Source organism: Phenylobacterium sp., from assembly GCF_036402295.1.
Classification (GTDB): domain Bacteria; phylum Pseudomonadota; class Alphaproteobacteria; order Caulobacterales; family Caulobacteraceae; genus Phenylobacterium.
This window is the reverse complement of the sequence record NZ_DASWTE010000427.1, coordinates 1-19,070: the sequence shown is the minus strand read 5'-3', so window position 1 is coordinate 19,070 and position 19,070 is coordinate 1. Positions and strand designations below refer to the sequence as shown.

The 19,070-nt window shown below is 69.4% G+C and carries 17 protein-coding genes; 11 read left to right on the top strand and 6 right to left on the bottom strand.

Annotation, left to right across the window (positions count from 1 at the left end):
• Both VGD44_RS24610 and VGD44_RS24605 read right to left on the bottom strand, forming a co-directional pair.
• The coding region (locus tag VGD44_RS24610; protein WP_331091083.1) for an AMP-binding protein at positions 1–1,128 on the bottom strand (1,128 nt) is incomplete at its 3' end.
• Between the two features lie 9 nt (positions 1,129–1,137).
• Entirely contained in the window at positions 1,138–1,956 is an 819-nt protein-coding gene (locus tag VGD44_RS24605) for an N-acyl homoserine lactonase family protein (protein WP_331091081.1), read from the bottom strand.
• 113 nt (positions 1,957–2,069) lie between these two features.
• Here VGD44_RS24605 and VGD44_RS24600 point away from each other — a divergent pair, with 113 nt between their 5' ends.
• Both VGD44_RS24600 and VGD44_RS24595 read left to right on the top strand, forming a co-directional pair.
• Positions 2,070–3,692 (top strand): NAD(P)/FAD-dependent oxidoreductase, encoded by a 1,623-nt coding sequence (locus VGD44_RS24600; protein ID WP_331091080.1) that lies wholly within the window; start codon positions 2,070–2,072, stop codon positions 3,690–3,692.
• 86 nt (positions 3,693–3,778) lie between these two features.
• Positions 3,779–6,277, top strand: a complete 2,499-nt coding sequence (locus tag VGD44_RS24595; protein ID WP_331091078.1) for a hybrid sensor histidine kinase/response regulator — start codon at positions 3,779–3,781, stop codon at positions 6,275–6,277.
• A 99-nt stretch (positions 6,278–6,376) separates the two neighbouring features.
• On the opposite strand, the gene VGD44_RS24590 is transcribed toward VGD44_RS24595, so the two are convergent.
• Positions 6,377–7,246, bottom strand: coding sequence for an MBL fold metallo-hydrolase (locus VGD44_RS24590; protein WP_331091076.1), 870 nt, complete (start codon positions 7,244–7,246; stop codon positions 6,377–6,379).
• Positions 7,247–7,322: 76 nt separating this feature from the next.
• Here VGD44_RS24590 and VGD44_RS24585 point away from each other — a divergent pair, with 76 nt between their 5' ends.
• The 4 genes from VGD44_RS24585 (at position 7,323) to VGD44_RS24570 (ending at position 9,262) form a co-directional block, all read left to right on the top strand.
• Positions 7,323–7,682 carry a metalloregulator ArsR/SmtB family transcription factor gene (locus VGD44_RS24585; protein WP_331091074.1) on the top strand — a complete coding sequence of 120 codons (360 nt, stop codon included), beginning with the start codon at positions 7,323–7,325 and terminating at the stop codon, positions 7,680–7,682.
• Complete coding sequence (locus VGD44_RS24580; RefSeq protein WP_331091072.1) at positions 7,651–8,181, top strand: rhodanese family protein; 531 nt, start codon at positions 7,651–7,653, stop codon at positions 8,179–8,181. Before VGD44_RS24585 ends, VGD44_RS24580 begins: the two co-directional genes overlap by 32 nt.
• 6 nt (positions 8,182–8,187) lie before the next feature.
• Complete coding sequence (locus VGD44_RS24575) at positions 8,188–8,964, top strand: sulfite exporter TauE/SafE family protein (RefSeq protein ID WP_331091070.1); 777 nt, start codon at positions 8,188–8,190, stop codon at positions 8,962–8,964.
• Positions 8,965–9,034: 70 nt separating this feature from the next.
• A complete protein-coding gene (locus VGD44_RS24570) occupies positions 9,035–9,262 on the top strand; it encodes a hypothetical protein (protein WP_331091068.1) in 228 nt (75 codons plus the stop codon).
• A gap of 107 nt (positions 9,263–9,369) precedes the next feature.
• Here the strand turns inward: VGD44_RS24570 and VGD44_RS24565 are convergent, their stop codons facing one another.
• Positions 9,370–10,626, bottom strand: a complete 1,257-nt coding sequence (locus VGD44_RS24565; RefSeq protein ID WP_331091066.1) for a serine hydrolase — start codon at positions 10,624–10,626, stop codon at positions 9,370–9,372.
• Between the two features lie 86 nt (positions 10,627–10,712).
• Complete coding sequence (locus VGD44_RS24560; RefSeq protein ID WP_331091064.1) at positions 10,713–11,378, bottom strand: DnaJ domain-containing protein; 666 nt, start codon at positions 11,376–11,378, stop codon at positions 10,713–10,715.
• 52 nt (positions 11,379–11,430) lie between these two features.
• Between VGD44_RS24560 and VGD44_RS24555 the strand changes: the two genes are divergently transcribed.
• From VGD44_RS24555 to VGD44_RS24535, 5 genes are all read left to right on the top strand, one after another.
• Positions 11,431–11,703: a BolA family protein gene (locus tag VGD44_RS24555; RefSeq protein ID WP_331091085.1), complete on the top strand. Its 273-nt coding sequence runs from the start codon at positions 11,431–11,433 to the stop codon at positions 11,701–11,703.
• 217 nt (positions 11,704–11,920) lie between these two features.
• Entirely contained in the window at positions 11,921–12,424 is a 504-nt protein-coding gene (locus VGD44_RS24550; protein WP_331091062.1) for a 2Fe-2S iron-sulfur cluster-binding protein, read from the top strand.
• Complete coding sequence (locus VGD44_RS24545) at positions 12,421–13,365, top strand: xanthine dehydrogenase family protein subunit M (RefSeq protein ID WP_331091060.1); 945 nt, start codon at positions 12,421–12,423, stop codon at positions 13,363–13,365. The genes VGD44_RS24550 and VGD44_RS24545 overlap by 4 nt, the downstream gene beginning before the upstream one ends.
• The gene (locus VGD44_RS24540) at positions 13,365–15,629 is read left to right on the top strand and encodes a xanthine dehydrogenase family protein molybdopterin-binding subunit (RefSeq protein WP_331091058.1); all 2,265 of its coding nucleotides are present in this window, start codon (positions 13,365–13,367) and stop codon (positions 15,627–15,629) included. Before VGD44_RS24545 ends, VGD44_RS24540 begins: the two co-directional genes overlap by 1 nt.
• Before the next feature lie 189 nt (positions 15,630–15,818).
• Entirely contained in the window at positions 15,819–17,459 is a 1,641-nt protein-coding gene (locus VGD44_RS24535) for a site-specific integrase (RefSeq protein ID WP_331091056.1), read from the top strand.
• Positions 17,460–17,480: 21 nt separating this feature from the next.
• Here the strand turns inward: VGD44_RS24535 and VGD44_RS24530 are convergent, their stop codons facing one another.
• Positions 17,481–18,722, bottom strand: a complete 1,242-nt coding sequence (locus VGD44_RS24530; RefSeq protein WP_331091054.1) for a DUF3363 domain-containing protein — start codon at positions 18,720–18,722, stop codon at positions 17,481–17,483.
• Positions 18,723–19,070 lie beyond the last annotated feature (348 nt).

The following is a 19,070-nucleotide window of genomic DNA, read 5'->3' as shown; positions in this document are numbered from 1 at the left end:
GTCGCGGCGCTTCTGGTCGTCGCCGTGGTAGGTGAAGTCGTTGATGAAGCGGTTGCGCGAGACCACCTCGCCGACCTCGCCCTGCGGGACGTCCCTACCTTCCTTGTCGATGATCCGGACCTCGGCCTCGGGGATCGGCTTTCCGACTGTGCCCGGATGCGCCAGCCACTCCTCGCTGTTGCACGACACCACGATGCCGACCTCGGTCGCGCCGTAGTACTCCTCGATCACCGGGCCCCACCACTCGATCATCTCGCGCTTGATCGGCGGCGGGCAGGGCGCGGCGGCGTGCACCACGAACTTCAGCGAGCTGAGATCGTACTTGCGCTTCACGTCCTCGGGCAGCTTGAGCAGCCGGTGGAACATGATCGGCACCATGTGCAGGTGCGTGACCTTGTGCGTCTCGATGAGCTGCAGGAGCTCCTCGGGATCGAACCGCGGCTGCAGAATCGCCGTGCCCCCGGCTCGCGCCGCGAACAGGCCGTAGGCGTTGGGCGCCGAGTGGTACATCGGCCCGGTCACCACCGTGACCACGTCCTGCGGATCGCCATAGCCCACGAAGCCGAAGCCGCGCATCAGCACCCGGACATAGGCCTCCACCTGCTCCGGGGTCGGCGGATGGCGGCGCACGCCCTTGGGTCGGCCGGTGGTGCCGGAGGTGTAGATCACCGTGCCCCCGCCGGTCGACGGCTCGCCCGCATACGGCTCGAAGCCCGCGAGCCAGGTGTCCCAATCCAGCATGCCGGGCGGGGTCGGCTGCGGCGTGATCCCGTAGGCCTCGGCGATCTCCGGCGGCGTCGGGACCACCAGCACGGGAACGCCGGGCGGCAGCGCCGAGCGGATCGGCTCGATCAGGTCGGCGTGGATGACGATCGCCTTGGCGCCCGAATTCTCGAACAGGTAGGCCGCCTCGTCCGGCGTGTAGTGCCAGTTCACCGGGGTGGCGTAGACGCCCAGCAGGCTCGCGGCGGTGCTGGCCTCGACGAACGGGAAGTCGTTGCGCAGGTAAAGGGCGATCAGGTCGCCCTCGCCGATGCCGAGGCTGAGGAGCCCGGTCGCCGCCCGCGCCGCGCGCTCGCCCATTGCGGTGAGCTCCAGCCGACGGTTCCCGCTGATCAGCGCGCCCATGCCGGCCTCCTACTTGAGCGCGGCGGGGAACTTGGGCAGGGCGTCGAAGTCCTCGGGCACGTGCTCGAGCACCACCTTCGCCTTGGTGTCGGCCGCCAGCTTCTCGACCATCTCGTAGGACTTCAGCGTGTCGGCCTTGTTGGTGTTGAAGCGCGGCACGCGCTTGGTCGCCCGGCTCTCGGCGATGTGCCAGAGGTCGCCGGTCAGGATCACCGGCCCGGCCTGCTTCAGCCGCACCAGCAGCACCGTGTGGCCGGGCGTGTGGCCGGGCGCCTGGTAGATCACCACCGACTTGTCGCCGAACACGTCGAAGGTGGGCTGCTCGATCAGCTTGGTCTTGGAGGTTTCCAGCGCGGAGTAGGCCGCGAACTGGGCCGCATTCTTCCGCGCGGTCTCACTGAACGCGTAGGCCTTCTCCTCCGGGTCGACGATCCAGGTGGACGACGCGAACTTCCCGGCGTTGCCGATGTGGTCGAAGTGGCTGTGCGAGACTGAGACGTACTCGATGTCGGCCGGCGTCAGGCCGATCGACTTCAGCTGGTCCAGCAGCGGCGGCACGGTCGCGCCGGGCGCGGGCGTCGCAGCCTGCGGCAGGCCGGTGTCCCAGATGAGGTCGCCCTTGGGATGCCGGATCAGGTAGCAGGGCACCACCATCTTCGCCGGCTTGTCCTTGTAGGCGCCGTCGTCCGAGAACATGTCGGCGTTCGGCATCGTCAGCCGGCCGCACTCGATGGCGTAGAGCTCGACGCTCTTGGGCGCTGCCGGAGCGGCGAGGGCGGACCCGCCCACGAGGGCGCAGGCGGCAGCGGCGGCGAACAGGCGGATCATCGGCGTTTCCCCAATCACGACATTGTTGCCTCAGCCTGACGCCACGTCTGGGGGCTGCACAAGCCCGCAAACCCGCTATCGTCGCCGAAAAGCACAGAGTGGGAGGACGCGTCATGGCCCAGGCGGAATACGACGCGGTGATCGTGGGCGCGGGGTTTTCCGGGCTCTACATGCTGCACCGTCTGCGCGAGCAGGGACTGAGCGCGCGGGTCTATGAGGCCGGGTCCGGCGTGGGCGGCACCTGGTACTGGAACCGCTATCCGGGCGCCCGCGTCGACATCGAGAGCCAGGAGTACTCGTACTCATTTTCGCCTGAGCTCGACGCCGAGTGGGTCTGGAGCGAGCGGTATGCGAGCCAGCCCGAGCTGCTCGCCTACCTCAACCACGTGGCCGATCGGTTCGACCTGCGCCCCGACATCCAGCTCGAGACGCGGGTCACCACGGCGCGCTTCGACGAGGCGGCCAACCGCTGGACGATCACGACCGATCGCGGCGAGACGGTCACGGCCCGCTGGTGCGTCATGGCCACCGGCGTGCTGTCGGTGCCGAACGAGCCGAACTTCCCGGGTGCGGAGACCTTTCAGGGCCCGAGCTGGCACACCGGCCGCTGGCCGCACGAAGGCGTGGACTTCACCGGCCAGCGGGTGGCGGTGATCGGCACCGGCTCGTCGGCCATCCAGTCGATCCCGCAGATCGCCGAGCAGGCCGACCACGTCACCGTCTTCCAGCGCACGCCCAACTTCAGCGTGCCGGCGCACAACGGTCCGCCCGATCCGGCCGTGGTCTCCGACTGGGCGGCCAACCGGGAGCAGTACCGCAAGGAGGCGCGCGAGACCGGCTTCGGCATCAGGATGGTCAATCCGCAGGAGGCCCTCGCCGTCGACGCCAGCCCAGAGGTGCGCCGGGCGGCCTACGAGGAGCGGTGGCGGATCGGCGGCTTTGCACTCCTGGGCGCCTACGGTGACCTCACGACGGATGTGGCGGCCAACGCCACGGCGGTCGAGTTCGTGGCCGACAAGATCCGCGGCATCGTCAAGGACCCCGCGACGGCCGAGAAGCTGGTCCCGAAGACCTTCCCCATCGGCTCCAAGCGGCTCTGCGTCGACACCGGCTACTACGCCACCTTCAACCGTGACAACGTCGAGCTGGTCGACCTGAACGACGAGCCCATCGCCGAGATCACGCCGAACGGCGTGCGTACCACAGGCGCGATCTACCAGGCTGACGCCATCGTCTACGCGATCGGGTTCGACGCCATGACCGGGGCGCTCAACAACATCGACATCACAGGCCGTGGCGGCGCGAAGCTCAAGGACAGCTGGGCGGCGGGCCCGCGCACCTACCTGGGCCTGGCGGTGGCGGGTTTCCCGAACCTCTTCATCGTCACCGGCCCGGGCAGCCCGTCGGTGCTGTGCAACATGGCCGTCGCCATCGAGCAGCACGTGGACTGGATCGCCGACTGCATCGCCTGGGCAGGCGCACGGCAGGTCGGGGCCATCGAGGCCACGGAGGGTGCGCAGGACGAGTGGGTGGCGCACGTCAACGAGGTGGCCGCGCCGACGATCTTCCCGCTCGCCAACTCCTGGTACATGGGCGCGAACGTGCCGGGCAAACCGCGGGTGTTCATGCCCTACATCGGCGGCTTCCCGGTCTATCGCGACAAGTGCAACGAAGTGGCCGCCGCGGGCTACCCGGGCTTCGCGCTGACCTCGGACGCGCGGGCGTCGATGGCTTAGCAGCGCGACCGCGCGGCGGCCTGCGAAAGTCAGGGTTCCGAAACCAATTCTCCTTAGCGTTAGGGGACTTGGGGGGAACCTTGGCCATGCGGCCGATACTTCGAGCGGTCGTCGCGCTGCTTGCGATGCTGAGTCTGTGGAGCACGGCCGCCGCCGTCGAACGGCCGCGGACGTCGCCGGCCGACCTCGCCGCGCGCATCCACGCCCGCGCCGCCCGCCACTCCTTCCATGAGCTTCGCGCCTATGGCGACGCCGCCGCGCAGACGAGCCGCCCGGAAGGGCTCCGCCGCCTGCACCTGGTGGTGACCATCTTCCGCAGCCAGGCCGAGTTCGGCGTGGCGGACCACTACAACGCGCTGCTGGCCCGGCGCGCGGCCGAGCTCGGCAGCGCGCGGTACGCGGCGGTCGCGGAGCTCAACAAGGTCGCGATCGCCTACGACCAGGCGGCCGAGGGTTCGGCCGCCGCACTCGCCAAGGCCCGGGCGCGGCAGACCGACTGGTACGCCAAGGTCTATGCCGACACGCTGTGGGCGCGGCATCTGATGGACGAGCGGGACGCGGGCGCGGCGTTGCGCCTGCTGTCCACGGCAGAGCAGGCCATCCCCGAGAAGGACGCGGACCGCGCGTCGGCCGAGTCGCTGATCTGGGACATGATCGGGCTTGCGCTGATGAGCCTGAACGACCTGGAGGGCAGCGCGGCGGCCTTCGATCGGGCGCAGTTCGAGTTCGCCGATCCGGCCGACCCGCGGCCGGACTTCGACGCGCTCTACAACCTGGGCCGAATGGCCATCGACCTGGGCCACCAGTCGACGGCCGAGAAGCTGGTGCGGGCCCACCATGAGCTGACGAACCGCTCCGACCTGGCGCACCTGCGCGGCTGGGACGCCAACATCTGCGGGCTCTACGCCGAGATGTACGAAACCCCGAGGCAGGTGCTGGCCTGTTTCGCGGAGTTCGACGCCGAGCTCAGCAGCGCCACGTTCCTGAAGCGGTCGGTGCTGCCCATGCGCGCCATCGCCAAGGCCAGGCTGGGGGACATCGCCGGCGCCGAGGCCGATTTCCGCCGTCTGCAGAAGTACGTGGCGACCGTCGAGCCCGGCTCCAAGCTGGTCGCGCGCCTGCTGGAGGTGGAGGCCGAGATCAAGCTGGCGCGCGGGGACGCCGCCGGGGCCTACAAGATCTTCCGCCAGTTCGAGCGGGAGCAGCGCTTCCGCCGCGCCGCGGAGGTCTACGACGGCGTGCGCCAGGTGACCGGCGCCCTGCAGAACCAGCTGCAAAGCGCGCGCGAGGACACCCGCGTGAAGGCCGAGGCGCTGCGGGCGCAGCAGTCGGTGATCGTGCTGGGCGTCTTCCTCGTGCTGGGCTGCGTGATGCTGGTGGTGCTCCAGCGCCGCGGCGCGTCGCGGCTGCGGGCCGCGCAGGCGAAGGCGGAGGCCGCCAACGCCGCCAAGAGCGCGTTCCTCGCCACCATGAGCCACGAGATCCGCACGCCGCTGAACGGCGTGCTCGGGATGGCCCAGGCCATGGGCGCCGAACAGCTGAGCGCACGCCAGCGCGAGCGCCTCGCCGTCATCCGCCAGTCGGGCGAGGCCCTGCTGACGATCCTCAACGACGTCCTCGACCTCTCGAAGATCGAAGCAGGCAAGCTCGAGCTCGAGATCGTCGACTTCAACCTGGGCGAGGTGGCCCGCGGGGCCTACTCGGCGTTCACGGCCATCGCGGCCAAGAAGGGGCTGTCCTTCGTGCTGGAGGTGGGCCCGGCAGAGGGACGCTATCGCGGCGACCCCAGCCGCATCCGGCAGGTCCTCTTCAACCTCGTGTCAAACGCCGTGAAGTTCACCGAGGCGGGCAAGATCCGCGTGACGGCGCGCTATGACGAGGGGCACCTCGTCCTCGACGTCCAGGACACCGGGCCCGGCATCGCGCCCGAGAACTTGTCGAAGCTGTTCGGCAAGTTCGACCAGCTGGACTCCTCGACCACCCGCCGGTTCGGCGGCACCGGCCTGGGGCTGGCGATCTGCCGCGAACTGGCGCAGCTGATGGGAGGGACGATCTCCGTTGAGAGCATGCCGGGCGCGGGCTCCACCTTCACCCTGACCGTGCCCCTGACCCGCCTGGGCGACGAGACCGCGCCCCTCCCGGCGCCCCCGCCAGGCGAAGAGGTGGAGCCGATGTCCCTGCGCGTGCTGGCCGCCGAGGACAATGCGGTGAACCAGCTCGTCCTGCGGACCCTGCTCCACCAGATGGGCCTGGACCCGCACGTCGTCGAGGACGGCGCCGCGGCCCTGGCCGCCTGGGAGAGCGCCGACTGGGACTTGATCCTGATGGACGTCCAGATGCCCGTCATGGACGGGATCGCCGCGACGGCCGCCATCCGGGCGCGGGAGCGTGACACCGGCCGCGCCCGCACGCCGATCATCGCGCTGACCGCAAACGCCATGGCCCACCAGGTGCAGGAGTACCGCGACGTCGGAATGGACGGCCACGTCTCCAAGCCGATCGAGGTCTCCGCGCTTTACGCCGAGCTCTGCGCGGTGCTGGAAGCCGGCGACGATGACGCGGCGGGCGACACGGTCGCCGCGTAGCCAGCCTCGACGTGATCCACTCGGTCGGAGCGTCCGGCGCCGGGTCCGCCGACGCGACGCCGGCCGAAACAGGATCAGCCGGCCAAGCCTCTCGCACCGTCAGGAGGCGCCCACCTCGCTCACGGGCAGTCGCAGGAACACGTGGCCGCCCGGCGCCGCGGGCGGCAGGGCGCCGGCGCGGATGTTCACCTGCAGTGACGGCAGGATGAGGGTGGGCGGCGGCAGGGTGGCGTCGCGGGCTTTCCGCATGGCGACGAAGTCGGCTTCCGACACGCCGTCGCGCACGTGGATGTTCCGCGCCCGCTCCTCGGCCACGGTGGTCTCCCAGCGGTAGTCGCTGCGCCCGGCGGGCAGGTAGTCGTGGCCGACGAAGATCCGCGTCTGCGGCGGCAGCGCCAGGATCTTGCGGGTCGAGCGATACAGTGACGCTGCGTCCCCGCCCGGGAAGTCGGCGCGCGCCGTCCCGTAGTCCGGCATGAACAGCGTGTCGCCGACGAACGCGGCGTCGCCGATCAGGTACGTCACGCAGGCCGGGGTGTGGCCCGGCGTGTGCAGGACGCGGATCGCAAGTTCACCGAGAGGCAGTTCGTCTCCCTCGTCGACGAGGCGGTCGAACGCGCGGCCGTCGTCGTCGACGTCGTCGGCCTCGAATAGCGGGATGAACTGCTTCTGCACCTCGGTGATACGCGCGCCGATGACGACCTCGGCGGCTGTCCTCCGCCGGATGTAGTCGGCCGCGGAGAGGTGGTCGGCGTGGGCGTGGGTCTCGAGCACGTAGAGTAGATCGAGGCCCTGGTCGCGGACAGCCTGGAGCAGGGCGTCGGCCGAGCCGTGCGACAGCTTCGCGCCCTTGGGTTCGTAGTCGGCCACCGGGTCGACGATGGCGGCCGCCTTCGTCGCCGGGTCGGACACCAGGTAGCTGGCGGTGGAGGTGGCGGGATCGAAAAACGCTTGAACGGTCGGATGCATGGTCTGAGCCTCCTTGGGCGTCGACGCATATATATTAGCACTTGCTAAATTAGCAATATCTAATATATGGAGCCTCATGTTCGATCTCGCAAACTTCGACATCGTCCGCTTCGAGGCCAGCGCCGCAGAGGCCGCCAAGCTCCTGCGTGCGCTCGGCAACGAGCGCCGGCTGATGATCCTGTGCCAGCTCGCGGACGGCGAGAAGTCGGTCGGGGAGCTTCTGCCCCTCGTTGGCCTCTCGCAGTCCGCCCTCTCGCAGCACCTCGCGGTGCTCCGGGAGGAGGGCGTCGTGGCGACCCGCCGCGAAGCCCAGACCGTGCGCTACCGGATCGCCGACCCGGCCGCCGTGCAGGTGGTGGCGACGCTCGCAGAAATCTTCTGTGCCCCTAACATGAGGTCCCGGAATGCCCGCCGCCCTGATCTCCCTCAAACCTGAGGACGTCGACCAGCGCCTGAAACGCCGCCACGCCGTCCTCGTGGACATCCGCGAGCCGGACGAGTTCGTCCGCCGCCACGTACGTGGGGCCTTGCCCCGTCCCCTCTCCACCTTCGAGGAAGCGCATCTGAAGGTTGAGCCCGGCCAGGATGTGGTCTTCACCTGCCGGACCGGCATGCGGACCGGCGCGAATTGCGAGCGGCTGGCCGCCGTCGTCGACGGGCCCGCCTATGTCCTTGAGGGGGGCGTCGACGCCTGGGCCGCCACGGGACTGCCGATCGAGATCGACCGCAAGGCGCCGCTGGAGATCAAGCGCCAGGTCCAGATCGCCGCGGGCTTGCTGGTGCTGGTCGGCGCGGCGCTCGGCTTTGCGGTCCATCCCGCTCTTTTCGGGCTCTCCGCCTTCGTGGGCGCTGGGCTTGTCTTCGCCGGCGTCACGGGCTTCTGCGGCATGGCCACGCTGCTCGCCGCGATGCCCTGGAACCGGGCGCGCGCCTGATCCGCGATGGACCCCGCCGTCGTCACCTACGCCCTGGCCGTGCTGAGCGGCGCCGTCGTCGGACTGCTGCTCGGCGTGTTCGGCGGCGGCGGCTCGGTGCTGGCGACGCCGCTGCTGATCTACCTCGTGGGGGTGCGCGATCCGCATGTCGCCATCGGGACTTCGGCGGCCGCCGTCGCCGTGAACGCGCTCGCCGGCCTCGCCGTCCAGGCCCGGGCCGGGCGGGTGAAGTGGCCCTGCGCCCTGGTCTTCGGCGGAGCGGGCCTGGCGGGATCCCTCGTGGGCGCCCACCTCGCCAAGCAGCTCGATGGCGGGGTCCTGCTCCTCTGGTTCGCCGCCGCGATGGCCCTGATCGGCGGCTCCATGCTGCTGCCGAAGAAGAACGCCGGCGACCCGGCGGTCCACCTCACTGCAGCGCTTACCGCGCGGCTCGCGCCGGCCGGCCTCGTCACCGGGTTGGCCGCGGGCTTCTTCGGGATCGGCGGCGGCTTCCTGATCGTGCCCGGCCTGATGGCCGCCACCGGTATGACCCTGGCCCATGCCGGGGCGTCGTCCCTGGTGTCAGTGTCCCTGTTCGGCGCCGCCACAAGCGCCAGCTACGCCGCGTCGGGCCTCGTCGACTGGCCCCTGTTCGTCGCCCTCGTGGTGGGCGGGGCGCTAGGCGTCCTGGCCAGCGATCCCGTCGCGCGGCGCCTGTCAGGCCGGGCCGATGTCGCCCGCAGGATGTTCGCGGTCATGGTCATCGCGACCGCTGCCTACGTGGCCTGGCGGTCGCTGGCCTGAGGCGTCGGGTCGGCAATGACGGCGTCCCGGCGCCTGAAGGCGCGCGGCGTTCCCAGCGAGGAGCGAGCCGATGCCGGGCCTGATCCGACACCAGGAGTTCGCGCCCTTCGACGCCGCGCTCGACATCGGTACGACGTTCGCGACGAACCTCACGCTCGACACGGTCTTCGGTCCGCAGACCGGCGTGCTGCAGGTCCTCGAGACCAGCGAAGCGGAGAGGAAGGCGCGCGGGTTCAAATACGATGCGCCGGGACTGGGCCCAATTCAGGAGGACCGGGCGGCGCCCTGCGCCGTCTGAGGCGCCTCAGACCATCCGCGCCTTTCGCAGCGCTTGGCATGACCTGATGACGCGCCGCCGCAGGCGGTGCTCGCGAGCGGGTGGAGACCTGGCCCTGGGCCCCCTGACTACACGCCGCTGAGGTGCGCGGCGATCGCTTCGTAGGCCGGCAGCGAGACGCGATCGAGGGGGCCGTTGCCGTTGGCGGCGGTCGGGTGCGAGGCGAAGCGGGCGATCACCATCTCGGCCCCCGGCGCCACGTAGCAGACCTGGCCGTGGATGCCCCGGGCCGTGTACGCGCCGAAGCGGTTGTGGCTCACCCACCATTGGTTCCGGTAGCTCCAGCCGGGCAGGGTGACGTAGCCGGCCCTGGCGAAATCCTCGGTCCGCGCACCGCCCGCGATGTCGTCCACGACCGCCCGCGGCACGATCTGCTGGCCGCCCGCAACGCCGCCCAGCCGCATCATCTCGCCGAAGCGGGCGAGGTCGCGGGTGGTGACGTTGAGGCCCGCGCCGCACAGCGCGAAGCCCGTGCCGTCGACCATGACGTAGCCGTCCTCCTCGACGCCCAGCTTCTGCCAGATGCGCTCGGAGACCAACTCGGCGAACGGCTTGCCCGCCACGCGCTGGATGATCCAGCCCAGCACTTCGGTGTTGCAGGTCTTGTAGGCGAAGGCCTCGCCGTGCTCGCCCTGCTTCTTCAGCGTGCGGAGGAAGTCGAAGATGGTGTTGGGACCAGCGTAGCCCTCGGGCGGCCGCGACCAGCCGGCGGCGACCCCATAGAAGCGCACCTCGGCGTCGGGATCGACGTAGTCCTCGCGGTACCGGACGCCCGTCGTCATATCCATCACGTGGCGTACGGTGGCGTCGCCGAAGGCGGTGTCGGCGAGTTCGGGGACGTAGTCCGCCACCGGCGCGGCCGGATCGAGTGCGCCCTCATGGGCCAGGACCGCCGCCAGCAGGCCCGCGAACGACTTGGTCACCGACATGGCGAGGTGCGGCGTGTGCGGCTGTAGCGCGCCACGGTAGGTCTCGTAGACCACGGTCCCACGATGCAGGACCACGAGGCCGTCGGTGAAGTTCTCTTCGATGCTCTCGCCCCAGGTCATCGGCCGCCCGTCCTGGGTGACGAACGGCACGTCGTCGAGGTCGTCGCGCAGGCCGTAGGGCAGGGCCGTGGCGGCCCCGGGCCCGCGTCGGATCGCCGCCGACGGCCCCAGCTCGCGCTGGTGGCTGAAGCTCCAGCGGGTGTTGGGGAAGCGCCAGCTGGTGGTGTCGGCGACCCGCACCGTCTTCTCGGGCGGCGGCGGGAAGCCCTGCATCACGGCCAACGCCGCGGGATCGGTCGAGGCGGCGGTCGGTGCGGGCTGGACGGAGTCGGGCATGGCGCAGGCCTCGGTCGGACAAGGCGCCCATCCCATCCCCTTCGCGCGGGAACCGCAAGCCGGCCGTTGGGTCAGCCGGCCCGCAGCTAGACCATCCCCGCCTTGCGGAGCGCCTGGTACGACCTGATCACGCGCTGCAGGCGGTGCTCGCCCGAGCGGTCGCCGTTGTTGGCGTCGGGGTGCAGGCGGCGCACCAGCTCGGTGTAGCGGGCGCGGATCTTGGGGCCGTCGGCGTCCTCGTCGAGGTCCAGGTCGGCCAGTGCGTTGCGCTCGATCTTGCCCAGCTTGCGGCTCTCGGGCTCGGGCCGGCGCGCCTGCTGGCCGCCGCCGCCGAACATGTTGAAGGGGTCGCGAAACGCCGGACCGTGGCCGGGGCCGGCCCCGAACTTGGCGGAGAACGCCGCGGCCTCGCGGCTCATGCGGCCGGCCTTCATCTCCCAGGTCGGCCGCCCGCCGGTCATCATCTCTTCCTGCTGCCGGCGGCGCACCTCGCCTTCGGCCATGCCGGCGAAGAAGTTCCAGTTGCGATTGTATTCCGCGGCGTGCGGCTGGCAGAACCAGTAGTGCTCGTGCAGCAGGTCGCGCGATTTCGGCGCCCGCGCCGTGGCCGCCCGCCGGCAGCCCGGATGGTCGCAGGCCCGCTCGCCCGGCTTCAGGGCATGCACGTCCTGCGCCGTCGTGTCCTCCTCCTCGGAGGGCGGGCGGACGCGGATATCCACGAACTTGGGCTTATATTGAAACGCGCCGGGCATCGCCCAAGTATGAGGGGCAGAAGTTTCCGTACAAGAATTGAAGATCGAGCCGATGGGCGCCATAATTGACGCGATCCAAGACAAGCTTACGGCGGCCTTCCAGCCCACGCGACTGGAGGTCGTCGACGATTCCCACCGACACGCGGGCCACGCCGGCGCGCGCGAAGGCGGGGAAAGCCATTTCAACGTAACGATCGAATCCCCGGCATTTGCGGGGACGCCCCGGGTGGCGCGCCAGCGGATGGTCTACCGCGCGCTCGCTGACGAGTTGGCCGGTCCGGTGCACGCGCTGTCGGTGAAGGCGGTGGCGCCCGGCGAGGAGTGAGGCGGGCGAGCGCCTTAGATTCTTGAACCGCGGAATACGCGGAATGGCGCGGAAGGCGGCGGCGCTTTCGGAGCTCTTTCCGCGTCATTCCGCGTTTTCCGCGGTTCTCTTCGATTGCGCCTGCGGCGCCCTTGGAAGCCTTGCGAATAGAGCGCTACGCTAAAACATACGTTTGAAGAGCCGCCAGAGTGCGGCCGGACAATCTGGGAGGGGTGGGTTGCAGACAACCATCACCATCAATGGGCAGGCGCGGTCGCTGGACCTCGACCCGCGCACGACGCTGCTCGACGCCTTGCGTGAACACCTGAAGCTGACCGGCGCCAAGAAGGGCTGCGACCACGGCCAGTGCGGCGCCTGCACGGTCCTGGTGAACGGCGTGCGGATCAATTCCTGCCTGTCGCTGGCCGCCATGCACGACGGCGACGAGGTCGTGAGCATCGAGGGCGTCGGCACGGTCGAGAAGCTGCATCCGGTGCAGCAGGCGTTCCTCGAGCAGGACGCTTTCCAGTGCGGCTACTGCACGCCGGGTCAGATCTGCTCGACGCTCGGCATGCTGGCCGAGATCGAGGCCGGGGCGCCCAGCCAGGAGACGGCGGCCGGCGCGAAGCCCGCGCTCACCGACGCCGAGATCCGCGAGCGGATGAGCGGGAACATCTGCCGCTGCTCGGCCTATCCGCAGATCGTGGCGGCCATCAAGCAAGCTGCGGAGGCCATGGCGTGAAGGCCTTCACCTACGAGCGCGCGACCAGCCTCGAGGGCGCGGTCCAGGCGGCGCAGGCGCCCGGCGCACGGTTCATCGCCGGCGGCACCAACCTGCTCGACCTGATGAAGCTGGAGATCGAGGCTCCCACGCACCTGATCGACGTGAGCCGCCTGCCGATGGCCGGGATCGGCGCCACGCCCGACGGCGGCCTGCGCATCGGGGCTTCGGCAACCAACACCGCGGTCGCGTCCCACGCGGCGGTGCGGGCGAAGTATCCGGTGCTGTCGGAGGCGATCGTGGCCGGCGGCTCGCCGCAGCTGCGCAACAAAGCCAGCGTGGCGGGCAACCTCCTGCAGCGCACCCGCTGCGCCTACTTCTACGACACGACAAAACCCTGCAACAAACGCCAGCCCGGCTCGGGCTGCGGGGCGCTGGAGGGGCTGAACCGCAACGCCGCGATCTTCGGCGCGAGCCACGCCTGCATCGCCACCCATCCGTCCGACATGGCGGTCGCGCTCTCGGCGCTGGACGCCCGCGTCGAGGTGCTGGGCGCATCCGGCGACACGCGCAGCTTCCCGGTGATGGAGCTGCACCGGCTGCCCGGCGAGACGCCGCACCTGGAGACCCACCTGGCCGTTGGCGAGATGATCACCGCCGTCGTGCTACCGCCGCCGCCGGCGGGCGGCCAGACCTACCGCAAGGTGCGCGACCGGGCCTCGTACGCCGGCGGTCTGGCCAGCGTCGCGGTGGCCGGCGGCCAGGTGGCGCTGGGCATGGTGGCGCACAAGCCGTGGCGTGCGGCCGATGCGGAGGGCGCGCTCGCGTCCGGCGCGTCGCCCGCCGAAGCCATCGCCAAGGAGCTGGAGGGCGCGAGCCCGCTCGGCCGCAACGACTTCAAGATCCCGCTGGTGGCCCGCCTCGCGGCCGCCGCCATTTCCGAAGCGAAGGGGAGGGGCTGATGAGCTCGGTGAGCGACTGGGACGTCCCTAACCCCGTCAAGGACAACCGCTCCGGCCTGATCGGCAAGGGCGTCGACCGCTACGAAGGCCCGCTCAAGGTGACCGGCACGGCGCCCTATGCCTACGAGGTCCAGCCGCCGTCCCCGCCGGCCTATGGCGTGATGGTGGGCGCGAGCATCGCCACCGGCCGCATCACCGGCGTCGACGTCGCGGAGGCTGAGGCTGCGCCCGGCGTGCTGCTGGTCTGGAGCCACCTGAACGTCCCGGCCCAGCCGGTGCGCGGCACCAAGGCCCACCCGCGCAGCACCCAGGGCTCCAAGCCGGCCCTGGAAAGCGACCGCGTGACCTACTGGGGCCAGCCGGTGGCCTTCGTGGTGGCCGACACGCTGGAAAACGCCGTCGCCGCCTCGCATCTGGTGAAGCTGAGCTACGCGGCCGAGACGCCCGACGTCGACTTCGCCAAGCGGCTCGCCGACGCCGGCCAGCCACCCGGCGAGCAGGACGTGGAGATCGGGAACTTCGACGACGGCTTCGCCGCCTCGCCGGCGAAGCTCGACGAGACCTGGTCTACCCCGCTGCAGAACCACTGCCAGATGGAGCCTTGCGCCTCGCTGGCCTGGTGGGAAGGCGAACGCTGCATCGCCCACACCTCGATCCAGATGGTGAAGCCCGCCCAGCACGGCCTGGCCGAGACCCTGGGCATCGACCGCGACGCCGTCCACCTGCTCACCCGCTACATCGGCGGCGGCTTCGGCGGGAAGGGCCAGACCTACGACGACCTCACCTTGTCGGCGCTGGCCGCCCGCGCGCTGGGCCGCCCAGTGAAGGTGGCGTTCACCCGCCAGCAGATGATGCATGGCACGGTCCATCGCCCCGCGACGGTGCAGCGGGTGCGGCTGGGCGCCGAGAAGGATGGCCGGCTCAACGCGTTCTCGATCATGACCTGGACGCACTGCCAGAAGGACGGAAGCTTCACCGAGCACGCGTCCAACTTCGCGCGCGCCCTCTACGCTGCGCCGAACCGGCTGACGGGCCACCGCCTGGTGAAGCTGGACCTGCCGCACGCCGGGCCCATGCGGGCGCCGGGCGAGGCCTCGGGCACCATGAGCCTCGAGTGCGCCATGGACGAACTGGCCGAGCAGCTCGGCCTCGATCCCGTCGAGCTGCGGATCCGCAACGAGCCACCGGTCGATCCCGAGAACGGCCGGCCGTTCTCGCAGCGCCAGCTGGTCCGCTGCCTCAAGGAGGGCGCCCAGCTCTTCGGGTGGGACCGGCGCCTGCCGCGGCCGGGCCAGGTGCGCGACGGCCGCTGGCTGGTGGGTATGGGCATGGCCGCCGCCATCCGCGGCAACTTCCTGCTGCCGGCCAAGTGCAGCTTCTCGGTGGACGCCGAGGGGACCATCACCGTCCGCCAGGGCATGACCGACATCGGGACCGGCACCTACACGGTCCTCGCCCAGATCGCGGCGGAGACCTTGGGCGTGCCCCTCGGCAAGGTGGTTGTCGAGATCGGGGATTCGGAGCTGCCCCCTGCGCCCGGCTCGGGCGGCCAGTTCGGAGCGGCCACGGCCGGCTCGGCGGCGCTGGCCGCCGGCATGAACCTGCGCAAGGCGATCGCGGAGCTAGCGACCGGCGATCCCGGCTCGCCGCTGCACGCGGGCGACCCGGCGGCGGTCACGTTCCAGGACGGCGTGATCGCGCTCGAGAACCGCTCCGAGACGCTGGCCGACCTGATCCGCCGCGCGGCGCCCGAGGGGTTGACCGTCGAGGGCGAGATCCGCCCGGCCCAGGACTCCCAGAAGTGGAGCACCCAGACCTACGGCAGTCACTTCTGCGAGGTGGGCGTCGACCCGGTCACCGGCGAGGTGCGGGTGCGTCGCATGCTGGGCGTGTTCGCCGCGGGCCGGATCCTCAACGCCAAGACGGCGAAAAGCCAGCTGACCGGCGGAATGATCTGGGGAATCGGCTCGGCGCTCGGCGAGGGCAACGCCGTCGATCCGCGCTACGGCTCGCTGATCAACCAGGACCTCGCCAGCTACCTGGTGCCGGTGCAGGCCGACATCGGCGACCTGGACGCCATCATGCTCGACGAGGTGGACGACAAGGCCAACCCGATGGGCATCAAGGGCGTGGGCGAGCTGGGCAATTCGGGCGCGGGCGCGGCGGTGGCCAACGCCATCTACAACGCCTGCGGCGTGCGCGTGCGCGACTATCCCATCACGCCGGACAAGCTGCTGAGCGGACTGATCGCGAAGGGGCTGTAGCCGCCCGCGGGGCAGGCCTCACGCGTCGGGATCCATAACGGATGTGCAGAACTATTCTGCACACGGCCTAGAAGGTGATTTCAGAAGTTTTCAGACGAATTCACCAGCACCCAAGCCATTGAAAACGCGTAACTTCAACTTTTCATGAAGGTGCGCGCCAGTTCATTGATTTTCCGAATTCTGTGACCTATGCGTGACCTAGTTGAAGGTCGCTGGGATCATCTTTCCCTGTGGCGCGTGGGTGACGATATGGCGGCAAGAAGACTGACGAGCGCGTTCTGCAACGCTGTACAGGCAGTCGGGCGGCGGCAGCTGAGCTACCCGGATGCGGTCGTCGGCGGGCTGGAGCTTCGGGTGTCCGGCGACGGCCGCAAGACCTGGAGCTTCCGGTACAGGACGAAGCTCGGACGCCAGTGCCGCATCACGCTTGGCGTGCACACCAGCGCATTCGGACTGTCCGAAGCGCGGGAAGCCGCTCGGCGGCTGTTGGGCGAGGTCAGCGGGGGCGGTGACCCGGGCCTTTCGCTACGCCGGCGCAGGATCGAGGCGGCCACCGAACACCTGAAGACGTTCGGCGATCTGGCGGCAGCCTACTTTGCGGATACCGAAGGGGGGCGCTACCGCTGCAAGCGCGCAAGTACGATCCGCAACGAAACGATCGTCTATCGAAAGCACATCCAGTCCTCGCTGGCGCGCATACCCTTGGAGAGCATGGATCGCCGCCTCATCCGCGGGATGCTGAAACGGCTGCTCGACGCGGGCGTCACGTCGCAGGCGGTAAGGGCGCAGGCCGTGATCCGCCAAATCCTGAACTACGGGGTGTTCGAGGAGCGCTTGGCTTTCAATCCCATTCGCGACTTGCCGCCGGTAGTAACTTTCGTGCCACGGCGACGCGTCTATTCCGATGAGGAACTAAGACTCATCTGGAACGGCGTGAAGACGGCCGAGTCGCTCCGGGTGCCCCCGGCTCTGGCCGAGAAGCGGCGTGATGGCGAACGCGTGAAGATTGGAGCGCCGATGCGGCTCGCCATTCTGCTCTCGGTTCAGCTCCTGCAGCGCCGCTGCGAAATCCTCGGCATGGCGCGTAGCGAGCTCGACTTGCGTCATGGACTCTGGACGATCCCCGCCACCCGCATGAAGTCGAAGCGCGATCATGTCGTTCCGCTCTCGCCTTGGGTCATCGAGAACATCGAGGCCGCGCTGGCCCTGTCCGACGAGCTCGGTTGCGACCTCATCTTCCCTGGTCCGCGCGACTCGAACAAGCCGATCTGCGGGCACGCTCTGAACTGGGCCTTCGGAGCGGTGCTCAAGGCCGTGGGTATCGAGGGCGCGACACCACACGACCTGCGCCGAACGGGCTCGACCTTGATGACGAGCGAACGCGTCGGGGTCGCGCCCTTCATCCGCAGCAAGGTGCTTGGACACTCCGATTCCGGTGGCGGAGCCCAGGTCAGCATGCGCCATTACGACGTGAACGAGTATGTGCGCGCCAAGCGCGATGCCCTTGAGAAATGGCAGTCCCTGCTTCGCGACATTGTGGGCGAAACGCCCGCGCCCAGCGCAACAGTGCAATTCGCGGGGCTTCTCGCCAACCTAGGCGGGGTAGGGAGTGCGCCGACGAGCATGTTCGGCGTTGGCGCCGCAGGCGCCTGGCTCACGCAACGCCAGGCTCTGGTTCCCACCCGTACCGTTGCGCCGATCGTGCAGCTCGTCGTTGGCAGGGCGAGCTCATCTTCGACAGCGAAACGGGCGCTCGACGAAAATGGGCCGTCGCCCCGACCCCCGGTCCAAGTCGAATTGTTCTCGCGAAAGGATAGCGTTCGCGCGTAGCCTCGATCACCAGACGGCGGTCTAGAAGTCGCGACCCAGCCCGCGCCCGAGGTCATGGATGCGGACACCGCCCGGGCTGACCATCAATTCCACATCGCGTCCCACCCGTGGCGCCGAGTGGCCAAACCGGAGTCGGGCGAAGTGCTCGGTACCGCCGGCATCTCGGACGATGACCCAGCGGGATGCGCCCAGCTCATCATGTCGGCCGACCTGCATGAGCCGGCCCCGGACCCGCTCCACGCCCAGCTCCCGCACTTCGCGTCCGGACTCCATGCGCCGCTGATGCAGGGTGCGAATAACATCGCGGCGGAGCTGCAGGGTCCGGAGTTGCTGCTCCAGGTCGGGATGGAGCCGATAGCGACTGCCGTGACGCGTCGCGAGCCCGAGTGCTTCGAGGTGACGAAGTCGTCCGCGTGTCAGGGCCGACCATGCGTCGCTGCCGCCCACGCCATCCTTGACCTCGAGGTCGTCGTCCGCGGCCTGCAGAAGCCTTCGGTCAAACCCGGTGAACCGGTCGGCCTGCGTCTCGCGCCAGATGCGCCGTTCGGCGTCAGCGCGTGAGATGTCCCCCAGACGCTCGTGTGCGGCCTCCTGGGCCCGGGCTCGGAAGCCATAGGCCACGTAGTCGCGTGGGATCACCAGGTCCCTGCCGCTCTCACGGCGGCCTCGTATCAGGACATGGGCATGCGGCTGGTCGGTGTCGAAGTGACACGTCCCAACCCAAGACAGGTGTGGCTCACCCAGGTCCTGCGCCACCTGTTTCATGACCGCGCGTGTGTAGCCCACCAGGTCGGAGATCCGATCTCCATGCTCGGGAGAGATGATAAAGCGGAAGTGGTGTCGGTCTGGCGCCCACTCCGCGGTGATCGCCGCAGCATCGACATCCGTCGAGCGCTCATCGAAGAACGCTGGCCTGGCGCCATCGATGCCTGCGCCGGAGCGCGCGAGGTAGTTCACATGGGCCAACAATGCCGCCGCGCGGAGCGCGCCGGCGCCACTGTGCCGGGACACCAGGGCCTTTACGATCACCCGCTGCCGGACGTCCAAGCGAAAGGCGCGGCCGGATCTGGCCTGGGCGGCGCGCAATACGCCAGCACGGTCGCCGAATGCAAACATGCGCGACGCCGACAGCCGCCGAAACATGCCCAACCGGACGCCCGAACCATCAGGTTTCAATGTGCGCGGGAGCCGAGCTTCGCCGGCGCAGTCATCAACCTGGGACGCGGCGCCTAGGCGTGTTTGGATCGCATGCTTTGCCAACATCGTGACGGCTCGGAACGGCCAATGAAGATGTGCGTCGTCGCAAGTCTCGGGTCGGCGCCGCTGTCGCGCCAACCCTGTGAAACGGTAAGACAAATGGCGCGCGAAATCTCCTCTTTTATCTTGCCCTCCGTCCCAAATTCCCACCGCTCACCAACAACGGTCAAAGTCTATCAAACCAAATCAACTCGCCGAGCTGCGGACGCTCGACGGCGTTACACCGAGTCTCCACACGCCGGCCAAGCAAGAGAAACCCGCCCGGCCGGAGCCGAGCGGGTCGAAAGGACTGTCCGAAGGGAAGGAGCGGCTAGGCCGTCTTGGGGCGGATCGTCAGATGCTGAACGCCGCGAG